Annotated in this window: 18 protein-coding genes; 9 read left to right on the forward strand and 9 right to left on the reverse strand. The window is 61.9% G+C overall.

The window, feature by feature from the left end; translation table 11 throughout:
* Positions 1–6: 6 nt before the first annotated feature.
* From HP556_RS14435 to HP556_RS14445, 3 genes are all read right to left on the reverse strand, one after another.
* On the reverse strand, positions 7–315 hold the full coding sequence (locus HP556_RS14435; protein ID WP_175367475.1) for a hypothetical protein: 309 nt from the start codon (positions 313–315) through the stop codon (positions 7–9).
* A gap of 29 nt (positions 316–344) precedes the next feature.
* Complete coding sequence (locus HP556_RS14440) at positions 345–629, reverse strand: DUF3551 domain-containing protein (protein WP_175367476.1); 285 nt, start codon at positions 627–629, stop codon at positions 345–347.
* Between the two features lie 164 nt (positions 630–793).
* Complete coding sequence (locus HP556_RS14445) at positions 794–958, reverse strand: Flp family type IVb pilin (protein ID WP_093759013.1); 165 nt, start codon at positions 956–958, stop codon at positions 794–796.
* A 230-nt stretch (positions 959–1,188) separates the two neighbouring features.
* On the opposite strand from HP556_RS14445, the gene HP556_RS14450 reads away from it, so the two are divergent.
* Complete coding sequence (locus tag HP556_RS14450) at positions 1,189–2,676, forward strand: serine hydrolase (protein WP_175367477.1); 1,488 nt, start codon at positions 1,189–1,191, stop codon at positions 2,674–2,676.
* Positions 2,677–2,695: 19 nt separating this feature from the next.
* Here HP556_RS14450 and HP556_RS14455 read toward each other — a convergent pair whose 3' ends face one another.
* Positions 2,696–4,309, reverse strand: coding sequence for an MDR family MFS transporter (locus tag HP556_RS14455; protein ID WP_175367478.1), 1,614 nt, complete (start codon positions 4,307–4,309; stop codon positions 2,696–2,698).
* Positions 4,310–4,502: 193 nt separating this feature from the next.
* Complete coding sequence (locus tag HP556_RS14460) at positions 4,503–5,015, reverse strand: YcgN family cysteine cluster protein (protein ID WP_068730717.1); 513 nt, start codon at positions 5,013–5,015, stop codon at positions 4,503–4,505.
* Positions 5,016–5,306: 291 nt separating this feature from the next.
* Between HP556_RS14460 and HP556_RS14465 the strand changes: the two genes are divergently transcribed.
* Genes HP556_RS14465 through HP556_RS14475 form a run of 3 tightly spaced genes read left to right on the forward strand, consistent with a single transcriptional unit; the run spans position 5,307 to position 8,773 of the window.
* Positions 5,307–7,595: a PBP1A family penicillin-binding protein gene (locus HP556_RS14465; RefSeq protein ID WP_175367479.1), complete on the forward strand. Its 2,289-nt coding sequence runs from the start codon at positions 5,307–5,309 to the stop codon at positions 7,593–7,595.
* A 24-nt stretch (positions 7,596–7,619) separates the two neighbouring features.
* Positions 7,620–8,198, forward strand: coding sequence for a DUF1214 domain-containing protein (locus HP556_RS14470; RefSeq protein ID WP_175367480.1), 579 nt, complete (start codon positions 7,620–7,622; stop codon positions 8,196–8,198).
* Positions 8,195–8,773, forward strand: a complete 579-nt coding sequence (locus HP556_RS14475) for a DUF1254 domain-containing protein (protein ID WP_089267023.1) — start codon at positions 8,195–8,197, stop codon at positions 8,771–8,773. Before HP556_RS14470 ends, HP556_RS14475 begins: the two co-directional genes overlap by 4 nt.
* A gap of 103 nt (positions 8,774–8,876) precedes the next feature.
* On the opposite strand, the gene HP556_RS14480 is transcribed toward HP556_RS14475, so the two are convergent.
* The gene (locus HP556_RS14480; RefSeq protein WP_175367481.1) at positions 8,877–10,010 is read right to left on the reverse strand and encodes a helix-turn-helix transcriptional regulator; all 1,134 of its coding nucleotides are present in this window, start codon (positions 10,008–10,010) and stop codon (positions 8,877–8,879) included.
* A 242-nt stretch (positions 10,011–10,252) separates the two neighbouring features.
* Here HP556_RS14480 and HP556_RS14485 point away from each other — a divergent pair, with 242 nt between their 5' ends.
* Together HP556_RS14485 and olsE are read left to right on the forward strand one after the other, a co-directional pair.
* Positions 10,253–11,074, forward strand: a complete 822-nt coding sequence (locus tag HP556_RS14485; RefSeq protein ID WP_175367482.1) for an outer membrane protein — start codon at positions 10,253–10,255, stop codon at positions 11,072–11,074.
* Between the two features lie 133 nt (positions 11,075–11,207).
* Positions 11,208–12,188: an ornithine lipid hydroxylase OlsE gene (olsE, locus tag HP556_RS14490; RefSeq protein ID WP_175367483.1), complete on the forward strand. Its 981-nt coding sequence runs from the start codon at positions 11,208–11,210 to the stop codon at positions 12,186–12,188.
* A 32-nt stretch (positions 12,189–12,220) separates the two neighbouring features.
* On the opposite strand, the gene HP556_RS14495 is transcribed toward olsE, so the two are convergent.
* Positions 12,221–13,012, reverse strand: coding sequence for a hypothetical protein (locus HP556_RS14495; protein ID WP_175367484.1), 792 nt, complete (start codon positions 13,010–13,012; stop codon positions 12,221–12,223).
* Between the two features lie 16 nt (positions 13,013–13,028).
* A complete protein-coding gene (locus HP556_RS14500) occupies positions 13,029–13,235 on the reverse strand; it encodes a hypothetical protein (protein WP_068730489.1) in 207 nt (68 codons plus the stop codon).
* Positions 13,236–13,504: 269 nt separating this feature from the next.
* Between HP556_RS14500 and HP556_RS14505 the strand changes: the two genes are divergently transcribed.
* On the forward strand, positions 13,505–14,482 hold the full coding sequence (locus tag HP556_RS14505) for a DUF2336 domain-containing protein (protein WP_246297695.1): 978 nt from the start codon (positions 13,505–13,507) through the stop codon (positions 14,480–14,482).
* A 475-nt stretch (positions 14,483–14,957) separates the two neighbouring features.
* Here HP556_RS14505 and HP556_RS14510 read toward each other — a convergent pair whose 3' ends face one another.
* Positions 14,958–15,305, reverse strand: a complete 348-nt coding sequence (locus HP556_RS14510) for a DUF1491 family protein (RefSeq protein WP_175367485.1) — start codon at positions 15,303–15,305, stop codon at positions 14,958–14,960.
* A 141-nt stretch (positions 15,306–15,446) separates the two neighbouring features.
* On the opposite strand from HP556_RS14510, the gene HP556_RS14515 reads away from it, so the two are divergent.
* Positions 15,447–15,881, forward strand: a complete 435-nt coding sequence (locus HP556_RS14515) for a type II toxin-antitoxin system RelE/ParE family toxin (protein ID WP_175367486.1) — start codon at positions 15,447–15,449, stop codon at positions 15,879–15,881.
* Positions 15,814–16,137, forward strand: coding sequence for a helix-turn-helix domain-containing protein (locus tag HP556_RS14520; protein ID WP_089267016.1), 324 nt, complete (start codon positions 15,814–15,816; stop codon positions 16,135–16,137). The genes HP556_RS14515 and HP556_RS14520 overlap by 68 nt, the downstream gene beginning before the upstream one ends.
* Positions 16,138–16,153: the final 16 nt, after the last annotated feature.

Here is a 16,153-nt window from a genome sequence, read left to right on the forward strand (position 1 = left end):
CGCTGGCTATCGCGGCGGCTGCGACCACGCCGCTCCCGGCGCACCGGTGATCTTGCCGGGATAGTCGATATTGACCACGCAATTGCCGCGCAACGCAGTCGCGGCCTGCAGGCACTGCTGATAGTCGAAGAACCGGCAGATCTGCGGCACACTCCCCGGCCCGCGGGGGCCGCCGGTCAACACGCAGAACGGCGGAATACCGGAGCTGGCCGCGACCGATGGCCGCGCCTGCGCAGAATCCACAGCCGGCAACGACGCCGACGCGATTGCAATCGCGGCCACAGCCCATAGGAGCCTGCGAATCCTTGTTGTCATCGATGCGTCCTTCACGAGCGGACGATCACTCACCGCGCGCGCCGGCGACGTTGTGGCGCCGGTTCCGCAGCAGCGCCGGCGCGATACTCGACGTTGCCCACGCAGTTGCCTCGCGTACCGACGGCAGCATTGATGCATTGCTGGTAGTCAGAAAAGATGCAGTTGCTGACATAGGAGGATTCGCCGTTGGCGCCACTCTGGGCGATGCAGAATTGCGCACCAGCCGCCGAGGCCGGCGTCGCTCCCGCGAGGATGAATGCCGCAAATCCCAAACCGGCCAATGCCGAAAGCTTCAAACGCGAATTCAATGTCATGATGGTCATCCATATGAAAATGCGCAGGCTCGAGGCCCGCGCACGATCATATAGGGTGCAGCACCCCAATCGATAGGACATTCACGACATTGCGTTTCGACAAGACAGCCATGTCTTTTGTCGATTGCAATGGCGGCGCCCGGCACCGGCCGGTCTTCGCGGCCCTATTTCAGCGAGGTATTCACGGCGGCGTAGCGCCCGTTCAGCGTGGTACCAAGGCCCTGCACAGCCACGATGATCGCGAGGCTGATGCCGGCAGCGATCAGCGCATATTCGATGGCCGTCGCACCAGACTCATCGTCGATAAATTTCGAAATCAAACGCAACACGAAAATCTCCTCATACGGCTGCGGATTTCTTCCACGCCGTCCCCTGAAAACTGAACTCAACCTAAGCGGCAGAGGTTGCAGGAAGGTTCACCAACAGGCTCAATTATGAATTAATCGTGCGGTAACTATGTGTGCGCTCGCCCGGAGCAACGGGACTTGGGAGTATCGTGGGGCCGGGTATCGTCTGCATTTCAGCTTGCACTTAACCAGAAGTGTCGAGGCTTGTCCCAATGGCATCTGAACCTGTCGCATGCTGCCAATCCGTCGCGGCGTTCATTCCCGAATTCGAGCATCTTGTCGTAGAGGTCATGAAGGAGTGGAAGGTCCCGGGCCTCGCCGTCGCTATCGTGCAAGACCTGGAGGTTGCGTTCGTTGGGACCTATGGCCTTCGCGATATCGCAGCCGGCCTGAACGTCACGACGGATACGCAGTTTCAAATCATGTCGGTCTCGAAGTCGTTCGCCGCTACGGGCCTGGCCCTCTTGGTTGACGAGCGGCGCATGGATTGGAAGAAGCCGGTGCGGGAATACATCCCGGAATTCCGGCTCTATGACGCCGTTGCGAGCGACCGCGTCACGGTGCGCGACCTGCTATGCCACCATTCCGGATTGCCACGTCACGATTGGATCTGGTTGCCCGGCGATCTGTCACCCGCCCAAATGCTGGCAGCGCTGCGCTATCTCGAACCGAGCGCCGACATTCGCAGCGCCTTTCAGTACTCGAACCTCGGCTACCTCATTGCGAGCATGGTGGCCGAGCGCGTCAGCGGCCAGAGCTGGGCCGAATTCACCCGCTCGCTGACCGACAAGCTGGACATGAAGGTGACGTTCACTGTGGAGGAGCTTGCCGCAGCTACCGACGCGGCCGTGCCCTACGGGATGATGGGAGACACTTGTCAGCGCACGAAACTCTGGCCCATCAGCGTGCCGGCTGCGGGCGGCATGAGCACGTCGATTGCAAGCTTCGCGAACTGGCTTCGTTTTCATCTCGGCCAGGGCGCGTTTGAAGGACAACGTCTTCTGTCATCCAGCCTGATACAGGAGCTCCAGAAGCCGCGGGTGCATGTCGGGGCAACCGGATTCGCCGACTACAGCGATGTGCATTACGGTTTCGGCTTCCGCTCGCACTGGTATCGCGGAGAACGCGTGGTGTGGCACGGAGGCGGCTTCACCGGCACGAATGCGCTGATGATGATGTTGCCCGATCGCGGCGTCGGTGTCGCGGTGCTCGCCAATAATGGCATGACTCCGATACTCGCTCCGCACATCCTCGCGAATTATGTCTTCGACCGAGTCTGCGGCAAGGAACCGGTACCCTGCTTCGATCGCTTCCGCGAGCAACGCCGCAACTTCGTGACGCAATACGAGGCTTGGCTGCAGACCGGGAAAGCCGCGCCGACGCCGGCCACCGAGCCGCACCGTGACCTCGCGGATTACGCCGGTGACTACGCGCATCCCGGCTACGGCCGGATGACGATCACGCATGCCCAAGGCAAATTGCATTGGGCGTTTCGCGGCATGTCGGAGCCGCTCACGCATCGAAACTCGGACACGTTCGAGCTGCCAGAGACACCTGCGTCGCCCGGCGGCCTGATGCCGAGCCGGCTTTCCCTCTCATTTTCCACCGGCGAAGACGGGAATATTGCGAGCGTGGCAGTCCCGCTCGAGCCGCTGGTCAAGGACATCGCCTTCACACGCGTGGCAGCGGAACATTTCTGAAGTCGGATGACGGCTTCGCCTACTCCGAAACCAGCGACGGCTTCGCCTTTGCCGGCCCTGCCAGCGGGCGTTCTTCCATCAGCAGCAGGAACAGTGTCGACAGCGCCAGCAGGGCTGCCGCAGCTTCGAACACATAGCGGAAGGCGCTGACCATATCGCTGGCCGCGATCGGATGCGTGCTGGCGGCATGCTCGCCTGAGATCGAGATGTCCGTGCCGAGCGCCATCAGGAGAATGGTGGTGAAGGCGGCGACGGTGAACGACGCCATCAGCGCGCGGAAGAAGTTCATGGCGCCGGTCGCGGTCCCGATCTGCGGGCGTGGCACGGCGTTCTGGATCGACACCAGGCTGACCGGAAATGCCGTGCCGAGCCCGATGGAGAACAGGCCGAGCATCGTGAGCAGCGCCCAGAGTGGCAGCGGCGTCGCGAGCGCCAGCAGCAGACCCATCAGCGCCGACATGGCGGTGCCGGCGATCGCCACGCGCTTGTAGTGTTTCGCCTTGGTCATCATGTGGCCGGCAAAGGCAGCGCCGCCGACTGACACCGCCGCGATCGGGATCAGCGCAACGCCGGCTTGACCTGCAGTCAGGCCGTAGACCACTTCGTAATAGAGCGGCATGTGTACGGTCAGCCCGAGCATCGCACCCATCGCGCAGCCGCCGGCGGCCATCGCGAAAGGCACCACCGAGCCCGACATCAGCGGTAACGGCAGGAACGGCTCATCGTGATGGATCGCATGCCAGATGAAGGCGAAACCCATCACCGCTGCTGCGCCGATCATCGCGACGATGGTCGGCGACGCCCAGGAGAATTTGGTGCCGCCCCATGTCAGCACCAGCATGAAGACGACGGCTGAAGCCATCAGCAGCATGCCGCCGAGCCAGTCGACCTTGCGGCGGCGATGAAACACCGGAAGCTTTTTCATCTTCGGCAACAGCAGCGCCAGCGATCCCACACCGAGCGGAATATTGATCCAGAAAATCATCGACCAGTGCAGATGCTCGGCGAACAGCCCGCCAATGATCGGGCCGCCGATGCCGGCCGCGACCCACACACCGCTGAAATAAGCCTGATACTGGCCGCGCTCACGCGGCGACACCACGTCGGAAATCACCACCTGCACGATGGGCAGGATGCCGCCGCCGCCGAGGCCCTGCAAAGCGCGCGCGATAATGAGCACGATCATGTTCGGCGCCAATGCGCACATGATCGAGCCGACCATGAACAGCGACATCGCGGTGATGATCATCGCGCGGCGACCATAGATATCGCTGAGCGTGCCGAACACGGGCGCCACTGCAGTCGATGCCAGCAGATAGGCGGTGATCACCCAGGACAGATTGTTCACATCGGCGAATTGCCGGCCGATGGTCGGCAGCGCGGTGGCGACGATGGTCTGGTCGAGCGCTGCCAGGAACATGGTCAGCAGCAGGCTCATCAGGATGGTGCGGACTTCGGCGGGGGTCAGCGGCGCCTTCACGACAGCAGGCGCGTCGCCGGGTTCGATTACTTCTGTGGGAATCCGCGACAGTTCCTGCGCGATTTCGTCCGACAGGAGCTCATCCGACGAGATTTCCTCGGGCAATACCTGATCATCGGCCGCTGACCGGCTCTGTCGCTCGAACTTGTTCATGAAACTTCGGATTCAAGGGATTTGGGAGGTAACCGGAGAGCCAGAACGGCGCGACCTTCCGCGCGCAGACTCTCTTTGGAAGAAATCTATTCCCCTGCCCCGTGCAGCAACAGTTGTTTCCTTGCATGGGAGCGTCCCGCGGCGATCATCTGACCGTCATATGCGCGTGATCGAACACCGCGCGCCGCGGATTCTACGCCGGCCGCTTCTTCAGCTTCGCCTTGCGCGGCAGCAGCGCCGGCCAGGTCACGATGTGATCCTGCAGCTCGTCGTCGGAGATCGTGTCCTCGCTGCCCTCGACCCGCCCGCGGACCGATACGCCGGCTTCATGGACGGTGTCGGCGCTGCCCGAGATCAGCGGGTGCCACCAGTAGAGATCGCGGCCCTCGGCCGCGAGCTTGTAGCCGCAGCTCGGCGGCAGCCAGCTCAGCGTGCGGACATTGTCGGGGGTCAGCCGCACGCAATCGGGAACATGGTCGGAGCGGTTCGGATAATCCTTGCAGGCGCAAAGACCCGCATCGAGCAATCGGCAGGACACATGGGTATAATAGATCTTGCCGGTATCCTCGTCTTCCAGCTTTTCCAGACAGCAGCGCCCGCAGCCGTCGCACAGGCTTTCCCACTCGGCGCCGGACATCTCTTCCAACGTCTTGGTTTTCCAGAACATTCCCTCCTGTGCGGAAGGACGCGGGGGACGCGCGGTCATGCGATTTGAATCAATCCAGGTTGCGGCGAAACGCCCTTCTAGGAGTTGCGGTGCAGGCTCTGCAAGCAACATCGTGTCGGCCGGCTCGCAAACAAGGGCAAAACCGGCAAGCTGTTAGCCCTGTCGTGCAAATGATAAGCAATGCCATTGGTTTATCCGCCCTGCTCGGCTAGAACTTGAACGACTCTCCGGCGGCCGCAAACCTGCCGCCGGGTTGCCGCATTATTTCAGCATGACGTCCGCGCGGTGCCGGTGGGTGCACGCGAGCGCTGCAACAAACCAAGGGCCCCTGTGCCTCAGATCGTGCCATCCCGTTGGAAGACCAAGTTCCGGCATTTCCTGCTGGATCTGGATGCGCGCATCGATTCCGGCCTGTTCTCGTCCGGCCGCGGCACCCGCGAACTCTGGGAACGCTACTCGACCTTCATGGATCGCTTCTATGTCGGTCGCTGGAAGCGCTGGGTGTTCATCGAGCCACTGTCGGAAATGGCCACCATCGGCCTCGGCGGTCTCATCCTCATGCTCGCTTTGGCGCAGCCGGCGTTTCGCGAAACCGCCGATGAAGACTGGCTGAAGAAATCCGACCTCGCGGTCACGTTCCTCGATCGCTACGGCAATCCGATCGGCAGCCGCGGCATCAAGCACAACGACTCCATTCCGCTGGAAGATTTCCCGGACAATTTGATCAAGGCCACCCTCGCCACCGAGGACCGCCGCTTCTACGATCACTTCGGCATCGACATCGCCGGCACCGCGCGCGCTCTGGTCACCAATGCGCAGGCCGGCGGCGTGCGCCAGGGCGGTTCGTCGCTGACGCAGCAGCTCGCGAAGAACCTGTTCCTGTCGAACGAACGCACCATCGAGCGCAAGGTCAACGAAGCGTTTCTGGCGATCTGGCTGGAAACCCGCCTGACCAAGAACGAAATTCTGAAGCTCTATCTCGACCGCGCTTACATGGGCGGCGGCACGTTCGGCGTCGACGGCGCAGCGCATTTCTATTTCAACAAATCCGCGCGCGACGTGAACCTCGCGGAAGCCGCGATGCTCGCCGGCCTGTTCAAGGCCCCAACCAAATACGCGCCGCATATCAACCTGCCCGCCGCGCGCGCCCGCGCCAACGTGGTGCTCGACAACCTCGTCGATGCCGGCTTCATGACCGAGGGTCAGGTGTTCGGTGCGCGGCGCAATCCCGCCGTCGCCGTCGATCGTCGTCAGGAAATCTCGCCGAACTACTATCTCGACTGGGCCTTCGACGAGATGCGCAAGCTCGTCGATACATTCCCGAAATCCTATGTCGAACGCGTCTTCGTGGTCCGCACCGCCATCGACATGAATGTGCAGCGCGCCGCCGAAGCCGCCGTGGAAAACCAGCTTCGCCAGTTCGGCCGCGACTATCACGCGACGCAGGCTGCCACCGTGGTGTCGGACCTCGAAGGCGGCGTCCGCGCCATGGTGGGTGGCCGCGACTACGGCGCAAGCCAGTTCAACCGCGCGGTGGACGCGATGCGCCAGCCCGGCTCCTCGTTCAAGCCCTATGTCTACACGACGGCATTGCTCAACGGTTACAAGCCGACCTCGATCATCCTCGACGGCCCGGTCTGTATCGGCAACTGGTGCCCGCAGAACTATGGCCACTCCTATTCCGGCAATGTCACGCTGACGCAGGCCATCACCCGTTCGATCAATGTCGTGCCAGTGAAGATTTCGATTGCGCTCGGCAAGGGCGCGCAGAATCCGGCCAAGGCCGGCCGCGTCAAGATCGTGGAGACCGCGCGCCGCTTCGGCATCACGGCGCCGTTGCTCGATACGCCGTCGCTGCCGATCGGCTCCACCGAAGTCACCGTGCTCGAACACGCCGTCGCCTATGCGACTTTCCCGAACAAGGGGCGCTCGTCGAAGCCGCATGCGGTGCTGGAAGTGCGCACCGGCGCAGGCGACCTCGTCTGGCGCTTCGACCGGGATGGTCCGAAACAGTTGCAAGCCATCCCCGCCTCCGTCGCCTCCGATATGGCCGGCATGATGAGTCACGTGGTCAGCGAAGGCACCGCGCGCCGCGCTGCACTGGACGGCATTCCGACAGCAGGCAAGACCGGCACCACGAATGCGTATCGCGACGCCTGGTTCGTCGGCTACACCGGCAACTTCAGCTGTGCAGTCTGGTACGGCAATGACGACTACTCGCCGACCAACCGCATGACCGGCGGCTCGCTGCCGGCGCAGACATGGCACGACATCATGGTCGCTGCCCATCAGGGCATCGAGATCAAGGAAATCCCGGGTGTCGGCGCAGGTACCAAGAATCCTGCCGCAGCCGCCTCATCCGTCACGGCCGCCAACGCGCAGGATGCTAAGCCCGGCCCGCCGCCGGTGCTGACGCGCCGCGGCGCCGACGTTCTGCTGCGTGTCGAGAAGCTGCTCGACGACGCCGGCAAGACCGCCGGCCGCACATCATCCAACGAACCGTTGAAGCCCCGCGCCTCCTCCGCGTTGGCCTTCCCCGAGAGCTACGCGTCGGCGAATGATGCACCGGATGCCAAAACGACCACATCCGCAACCGCCCCCGCGTCGCGCAAGAACTGAAGCTGCTATCATGACGGTGCGCACGTGCGGCTGATCTTCCTCACGCTTCTGGCGCTCGCGATCGCCACTGCTGTCGGTCTCGGCCTGACCTGGACCACCGCGACCCGCGGCACAGACCTTGGCACACTCACCATCGGTGCATGGACGGCGCGCCCGCGCACCGGCACCAGCGAGATCGATCCCTATGCGCGTGCGTCCATTGCACGGTCGGGCGAATTGCCGATCGGCACGGGCGACGGCGTCACCTTCACTGCCACCGCCGACGACAAGAAAAAGCCGCTGGACGGTCGCTGCGATATCGTCGTGTCAGGCGTGACACCGGCTGCGCGTTTCTGGACGCTCTCGCTCTATGACACCAAGGGCCGTCTGGTGCCCAACACATTGCAGCGCTACGGCTTCACCAGCCAGGAAGTGGTGCGCAATGCCGACGGCGCGTTCGAGATCCGCATCGCTGCACGCTCGCGCGCGGGCAACTGGCTGCCGACATCAGCGCTGGAACGCTATGTGTTGATGCTGCGGCTGTACGATACGCCGGTTGGCGTTGCCACCCGGACGCAGAAAGACGCACCGATGCCCGCCATCGCCACGGTGAGCTGCCCATGATCCGGCTGATGTTCGCGCTCATCGGTGGTGTCGTGCTTGGCGGCATCGTGCATCTTGTCAGCGTGCTGGCGCTGCCGCGTATCGCGACGCAGGACGCCTATTCGCGCCTCGCTTCGGTAACGAAAGAAAATGCGGTGACAGCATTGCCGCAGACCGAGCCGGCCAATGCGCTGCTGCCATTCATGGACCCGGCCTTCGCCATGGCGGTCTGCCGCTACGACCTGGCCAAAGGACCGATCAAGCTCACCGTGCCGGTCAGCCAGTCCTACACGTCGGTGTCGTTCTATACCCGCAGCGACGTCGCTTACTACGCGATCAACGACCGCTCCGCCGGCCGCCGCGTCATCGAGCTCGATCTGATGACCGAGGCGCAGCACGAAGCCCTGCCCGAGGAAGAGGACGTCACGTCCGCCGACCGCCTCATCATCGACTCGCCGACCGCGACCGGCCTGATCGTACTGAAGGCGCTCGCCGCCGAACCCGGCCTGATGATCCAGGCCCAGGCATCCCTCGCCGCATCGAATTGTCGGGTGCAGACCGATCCGCCGGCTGCGCCGGTGAAAGGCAAGCGCTGATAAGCGATCGTCATCGTAGGATGGGTAGAGCGTCTTCGCGAAACCCATCATGTCGTCGTGTGTATTTGATGGGTTTCGCTGCGCTCTACCCATCCTACGTGCGCTATCCCGTAGCCAGCGGCGTGCCGATATCCGCCACGAGCTTCACGAGATCGGCCTGCCGTGACCTGCCGGTCTTGGCGTAGATCCGGTTGAGATGTGTCTTCAGCGTATTCTCCGAGATCCCGAGCGAAGTGGCCGTCTGGGACGGGTTGAGCCCCTTTCCGGCGCTCACGAGCACGCGCGCTTCGGCGGGCGTGAGCTCGAACAGCGTTGTCAACACGGCCTCCGGCATTGGAGAGGCCGAGGTCGTTGTCGAGACGAAGACGGCCGCACATGCGGGGCGAAAAGCGGCGCGCGCCGTACCAGCGGTCAAAGGCAGGACATAGGCGACCGCGGGCGGTTGTCCTGCCGCCGACACCGGCAAGCCAATGCCTTTGGCGCCGAGCGAGAGGTCCGAGGCAGCGCTTGCGATCGCCTGCAGCAAGGCGTCGCCCATCAATGCGTTCTGTGCCTGAATGGTTCGCCCCTGACGCAGGATCGGACCATCAGTTGCGAACATGCGTTCGGCACTTGCATTGGCATGGAGCACCGATCCGGCCGCGTCGGTCAACACGACGGGCACCGCGAGGTTCTCAAGCGATTCACGAAACAGCTGCGCGGTCACGCGCACGTCATCGAGCAGGTCGCTGATCATCGCGGCCCTGCGCAAATGCGGAGACAGCAAGGTCAGAAACCGTTGATCCTCGGCAGATACGGCAGCCTTGTCCGCCCAGGTGGTGCAGCCGAGCAGACCGATGCGGTCCGGCGTGTGGACGAATTTGACAATGCACCCTTCCCGCAATCCCTGCGGTCCGGCCCAATTACGAAAGAAAGCGGTCTGCTGCAATTCACTTTCGGGCATCAGTGAGAGCGTGGATACGGGCGTATCGATATCGCCGACCACTGCAGCCTTCAGGCCCGGAATATCATCGAAACTGTAGTCCTGCAGCGCGCGCATGCGCTCGGCATCCCAGGGCGATTGGGCAGCAAACCGGCCGTGATTGTCCGACGTGCCAGCGAGCGCAATCGTGGTGTAGGCCGCATCCATCGTCTGTGTGATGCGGGTGAGAACACGCGACCATCCCTCACGGTTCAGAACGCAGTCGTAGATATCTCCGATGATTGAAGAGAGTACGTCATTGTCGACAACGTCCATGAACATTCCAAATCCGTGATTGCGCGCGCTCTGGTGTGGCAGAGCGAGATCGAAGTCAATTTCCGGACGCGCACACGCAGCATATTTTACCACATCATACTTCAGGGTGACGACACGAAATCCCGCAGCGCTTAGCAGTAGCGATGGCGACTCTGGGCTGTTCGGAGGGCGCATATGGGGGCCTGCTTGCCTGATCGCCCCCGCATGTCTGGAATTCTCGTCTCGAAGTGCTGGAGAACTCAATGTCGAAATCCGCTAAGTTGGCCTGCGTAATCGGCTGCATTCTGCTTGCGTCAACGCCCGTGCTGGCCGCGGACAATCTCGCTCAACCGCACTACAAGGCGGCAGTGTCCCCACAAATCGTGACATGGACAGGCGCCTATATCGGCGCCACCTTGGGCTATGGCTGGACCGAAAGTGCGTCCACCATTACGGCCATCGACACGATCATCACGCCATTTTTCCTGTCGCAGGGCACGATGCCCCGGTCGCTCAATTCCCGCTTTGATGGATTCATCGGTGGCGCTGAGATCGGCTACAACTGGCAGATCGACCGTTGGGTAACAGGTCTGGAAACAGACTTGTCCTATTCGAAAATGGGCGCGGGCGTCACTTATTACGCCCCGGAGATTGGTGCCAATCCGGAAACCCTGACCAGCCATAACACCGAGCTGAGCTGGTTTGGTACCGCGCGTGCACGATTGGGCTATCTGGTGACACCGGAGACATTATTCTTCGCTACCGGCGGTCTGGCCTACGGCCACGTGAAAGTCTCGTCCACTCTTGTGCCGGAGCCGACATTTCCATGTGCCCGGAACGCTCTCTGCTCCGCAGGGTCTGCATCGGAGACACGGATCGGCTGGGCGATCGGCGGCGGCGTGGAATCGAAGATCGCATCGAACTGGACAGCGAAGGTCGAATATCTGCATTTCGATCTCGGAACGATCAGCGATACGACGTTAAGCAAGGCCACCTTCGCGGCATGGCCAGGAAAGCCGATCATGGGCGTTAATTCGGACATCACAGGCAATATCGTCCGCATCGGCGTGAATTATCAGCTGTAAGACGACCTCGGCGTGACGTTTTTCCGCATAGAAAACGTCCAGAGAGCCCTCTGGCGTAATCTGCCTGCAATCTCCCGCAGCGAAGCTCCGCATCCATCGTCGACCCACGAATCGGCGCGAATGCGGAGCCTCCATGCAACACGACCAAGAGCCGTCCGATACGGCCGTCGGCCATTTCCTGTCCCTGATCTGGTGGCCGCTGCTGTATTTCGGCGCGCTGACGGGCGCATGGTTTGCCTTCGCGAGCACCGCACCGATCCTCTGGTTCAATGTCGTCTATGCAGCGCTGCTGCTGACGATTGTGCTGCTCGAACGCATGACGCCGCATCGCGCCGAATGGCTGGAGCATGATGGCGAAACGCTGAGTGACATCGGTCACACGCTGCTGACCAAGGGGGCGGCGCAACTGGCCGTCGCGGCCACTGCGATCGTACCGATGGCGGTGGCTACCGTGACGCGCGCGGACGATCATGCCTCGCATCTGTGGCCCACGCACTGGCCGCTGATCGCGCAGATCGTGCTCGCGCTGGTGGTTGCCGAATTCGGCCTCTACTGGTCACACCGGATCGCGCATGAAAACCTGTTCTTCTGGCGCTTTCATGCGCTTCATCACAGCGTGGTCCGGCTCTGGGTGGTGAATACTGGACGCTTCCACGTGATCGACTCGCTGATCAAGATGGCGCTCAGCCAGGCGCCGCTCTATCTGCTAGATGCGCCGCTGCCAGTCTTCCTCTGGGTCGGCGCCGTGACGGCCATCACCGGCCTGCTCACCCATTGCAACGTGGAGACGCGCACGGCGCTGTTCGATCCGATCTTCGCGACGCCAAAACTGCATCGCTGGCATCATTCGAAGACGCTGACGGAAGGCAACAGCAACTATTGCGAGAACATCATGGTGTGGGACCATGTGTTCGGCACCTATCTCAATCCCGCCAAGGCGTCACCGGACCGGCTCGGCATCAGCGGCAAGGTTGCATCGGATTTTCTGGGACAGATCGTGCAGCCGTTTTCGCGCAAGGGCGCGCGGCAGATTCTTGGCCGTCAAACCGTGCCGGACGATCAGGTGAAGCCAGTGGAAAAGTCCGACGCCGTAGCGCGGATCAGCGAAGCGTAATCCGCCCTACACTTCCAGCCCTACACGTCCAGCTATCCGCCGACCTGGAGCACCTTGCCGGGGCGCACCGGCGTGAGGCTGCCGGCCATTGCCGTGGTCTGCGCCGCCAATTCGCCGATCAGCATATCGGCGCTGGACGCCATGCCATCGGGGGCGTGGATCACCATGCGTTCCAGCGCCCACTTATAGGACGACACCCGGCGCTGCAGGCATTGCTCGACCCACTGCACGATCAGCGCGTTCTCATCCATGCGTGCGATGGCGTCGGCGCGCTCCTTCGGCTCCAGCGCCGACACCAGCTTCAGGCTGGCATTACGTTTGCGATCGAGTTCGACGACCTTTGCAGCCGTCGCATAAAATCCCTCGAAACGCAGGATGTCGTCGCGCGCGTCGTCCATCAGCACGCTGTAGCGCGACGTATGCGAGCGATGTGGCTCGTCGATCAGCAGCCGACCATAGGCCGTGCGATCGAAGGTGACGTTCTGCCGCCATGGCGACGCGATCGGCTTGTAGTCGCCGAACACACTCTTCCACAGCGGGCGCGAATGCGGCGGCTCGATCAGCGGATAAGCGAGATCGCGCATCTGGCGCTCGAGATCGGTGAGCTGGAATTCCGACGACTTCAGGCCGACGCTGCCGGTTGCCTCGACGCCGATCCAGCGATGCATGTCGTCGGTCACCGCATTGTTGCGGGTACGGCCGAAATCGCCGCCGGCGCAGCCGCCGAGCGTGCTGCCGATCAAACTCGCAAGTATCAAACACGGCGCAAGAAACGACGTCTTGCGCCGAAGCCGTATCCGGTTCGGATGGGATATCGCCGACATCAGGATCAATCCGGAATCAGGAACGGGCGCGGCGCTTGCGGCGGCGTCCCGGCGCAGTGCCCTCTTCCGGGCCGCTGCCGCCATTGCTGTCGTCGATCTGACGCTCGATTCGGATCACCGGCAGGATCAGGATTTCGGCGGAGGTTTCGCGGGGAGATGGCGCCACATTCACGCCCAGCCTGCGCGCTGCCGCATCCGCCGGGAACTTGATGATGGTGCTCATTATCCAGTCTCTCCGCGCCGCTTCGCCCGTTTTGCCGACGCATGGTCATTAAGGACATTCATGGTTAACAGCATGTTAACGCCACAGGTATCGTCGAAGCAACGGTTCGTTGATGCCGCGCGATGTCAACGAACGCGCGCTCCACTCGCACCCGCATCGTTGAACCGACTCGTCGGAATCAGATCTGCCTCGGTCAGAGGCCCATGGTTAAACACATATTAATGCGTCCGCGATAATTTGAGGCAAGGTTCCCTTAGTAAGCGTATGACATGCCTGCCTCACCTCCAATGTTTCCGGGCTTTGACGGATTGCTGACGCTCTCGCGTCGCGAAGGTGTGGACGTGCGACCGACCTTGCTGCGCGTGCTGACGGATCTTTATGTCCAGGCACCGAACCATACGATCGACGAAGAGAAGCAGTTCGTCGAACTCACCGCGCGCCTGATCGATCAGGTCGACGACGCCACCCGCGCCGCGGTGCGTGCGCGGCTGTCGATCTATCCGAACACCCCGCGCGCAATCCTCAACCGGCTCAATCTGCTCCCGACCGAACCCGGCCAATCGGTGCCGCTCGCGCAGCCCATTTCCGCCGCAGAATCTCCCGCGCCGCCCGTGAAGCAGCCGAGCGAAGCGCAGATGCGTGTCGCCGCCAATATGGCCATGGCGCCCAGGGACGCGTCCGAGATCAGTACGCTGTTCTTTGCCGCATCGAGCAGCGAGCGTGCGCAGATCCTGCATAACCTCGCCGAAACGCCGCTGCGATCCTCCGCCCGAATTCCGCAAGCGCGCGCCGCGCGCGCCATGCACATTCTTGAAATGGCCGCCTTCGCCGAAGACCGCGACAACTTTGCGCGCGAGCTGAGCGAAGCCTTGATGCTGCCCGCCGCCATTGCCGAGCAGGTCGTCAGTGATCCCGGCGGTGAGCCCCTCGCCTGCTGCGCCAAGGCGCTCGGCATGCGGAGCGACATCTTCCAGCGTGTCCTGCTGTTCCTCAATCCGGAATTCGGCACCTCGGTGACGAACGTCTACCGGATCGCGCGGATGTATGACGTGCTGAGCGAACGCTCGGCGCTGATCATGGTGGCCGCCTGGCGCGGCGCGCATATGGCCGCGACGCGCGCCAAGTTCCGCCCCGCGCTCTATGACGACGAACGCCAGCGCGCGCGGCCGAGCGTGCAACAGGCAAGGCTGAGCGTTCAGCCGGGTGTCGATATCACGCGCGTGACGCGGAATTCGTCGGGCCGTTAAAATTGAAGCTTTGAAGGCGTCGGGAAAGATACGCTTTTGCGGTAGTCTGCCCCGATGAGCGTTCTGCCACTGCCCAAATGGGTTCGAAACACTCGCAGAACGATCCTATGCGTCGGCATCGGATGGCCCGCGATTGCCTACATGATTTCCCTCGGCCATCCCGCAGGCGGAATCTGGTTCGCGATAGGCAGCATATTTCTGGCAATAATCTTTCTTCCGGGGGTCCTGCTTCTAACGTTCGTGCTCCCGACCTACAGAAGCAGGATCATCGCAATTCCCCCGCTTCTACTTTTTATCTTCTGGCTGATATCCCGCCAGTCACACACCTATGACGGCTTCTCGCTACCGGTCCCAATGCTGCTTTGGATCTGCACTTTCATGGCGATTGCGATGCTTATTCCGCAATGGTCGAGCATTGAGCTGGCAGCCCGACGGCTTTTTCGCCGGCAAACCACTTGGTATTGAAGAGCTGATCCTAGCCCTTCGCCAGCTCCAGAAAATGCCGTCCGGCTTTGTCCTCAGTCTCGACGATCCAGACGTCGGGATCGAACGAGATCTCCTTCTGCAGGCGCTCTTCGATCTTGCGTTCTTCGACGGGCTGCGGCGGTGAGGCTGCGAAGACGCGATCCACAGGGCGGCTCTCGTCATAGGCGCTTTGCGGCGCCGGCGTGTAAAGCATCGCGGTGCCATCCAGCAGCGCGACCTTCACGAACACGGCGCCTGCTTCCTCTGCACCACGACGGCGCACGGCGCCGAACACGCCCTCGGTCTGGCAGCGGCGCAGATAGGCTGCGACCCAAATGGCTGACTTCAATCGTGACATCTGAGCCCTTGATTACTCCAAAGAACGAGATTGCGAGGTGACTTCGAGACCGAGGACCAAGCCCGAAATGCGCAATTGACGCGACGCCCATTTATAGTATTATGACTATAATGCGCAACGTCGCCCGGCATCAATATCAGAATGTCACCCACCGACACACCCTTGGAATTCGTGGGGTCGTCGAAAGACGATCTTTCGAAGTTTCCGGTGCCCGTGAAGGTATGCATTGGTTTTGCTCTGCGTGCGGCCCAGAAAGGCAAGAAGCACCCGGATGCGAGGCCTTTGAAGGGCTTCCACGGCGCAGGCGTTGTGGAGATCGTCTCTGATTTTGATGGCGATACGTTTCGCGCGGTCTACACCATCAAACTGAAGGGCATAGTCTACGTTCTCCACGCGTTTCAGAAGAAGTCGAAATCCGGGATCCAGACCCCTAAGACCGAGATTGACCTGATCAAATCCCGTCTAAAAGACGCAATGGCGCTTTACGAAGAAGCCATGGAGGGCAGCAATGAAAAAGCCAGCAAGCACAAAGAGCAGCGGCAACGTATTCGCCGACCTCGGCCTGCCAAACGCTGATGAGCATCTCATCAAGGCAGAGATCGTTCTCGGCATTGCCGCACGCATCAAAAGCAAGGGACTGACCCAGGCACAGGCATCCAAGCTGATTGGCCTTGCCCAGCCCGACGTCTCTAAGCTGCTGCGCGGACAGTTCAGCGGCTACTCTTATGAGCGCCTGTTTGGATTTCTCGTTGCCCTCGGCGAGCGCGTCAAAATCGAGGTGTCGGACGCGAAGACGAAGAAGCAGGCACGCGTCGAACTCGAAATGTCGTGAACCGCATCGCCGGGCC

Source organism: Tardiphaga robiniae, assembly GCF_013359755.1.
Taxonomy (GTDB): Bacteria; Pseudomonadota; Alphaproteobacteria; order Rhizobiales; family Xanthobacteraceae; genus Tardiphaga; species Tardiphaga robiniae.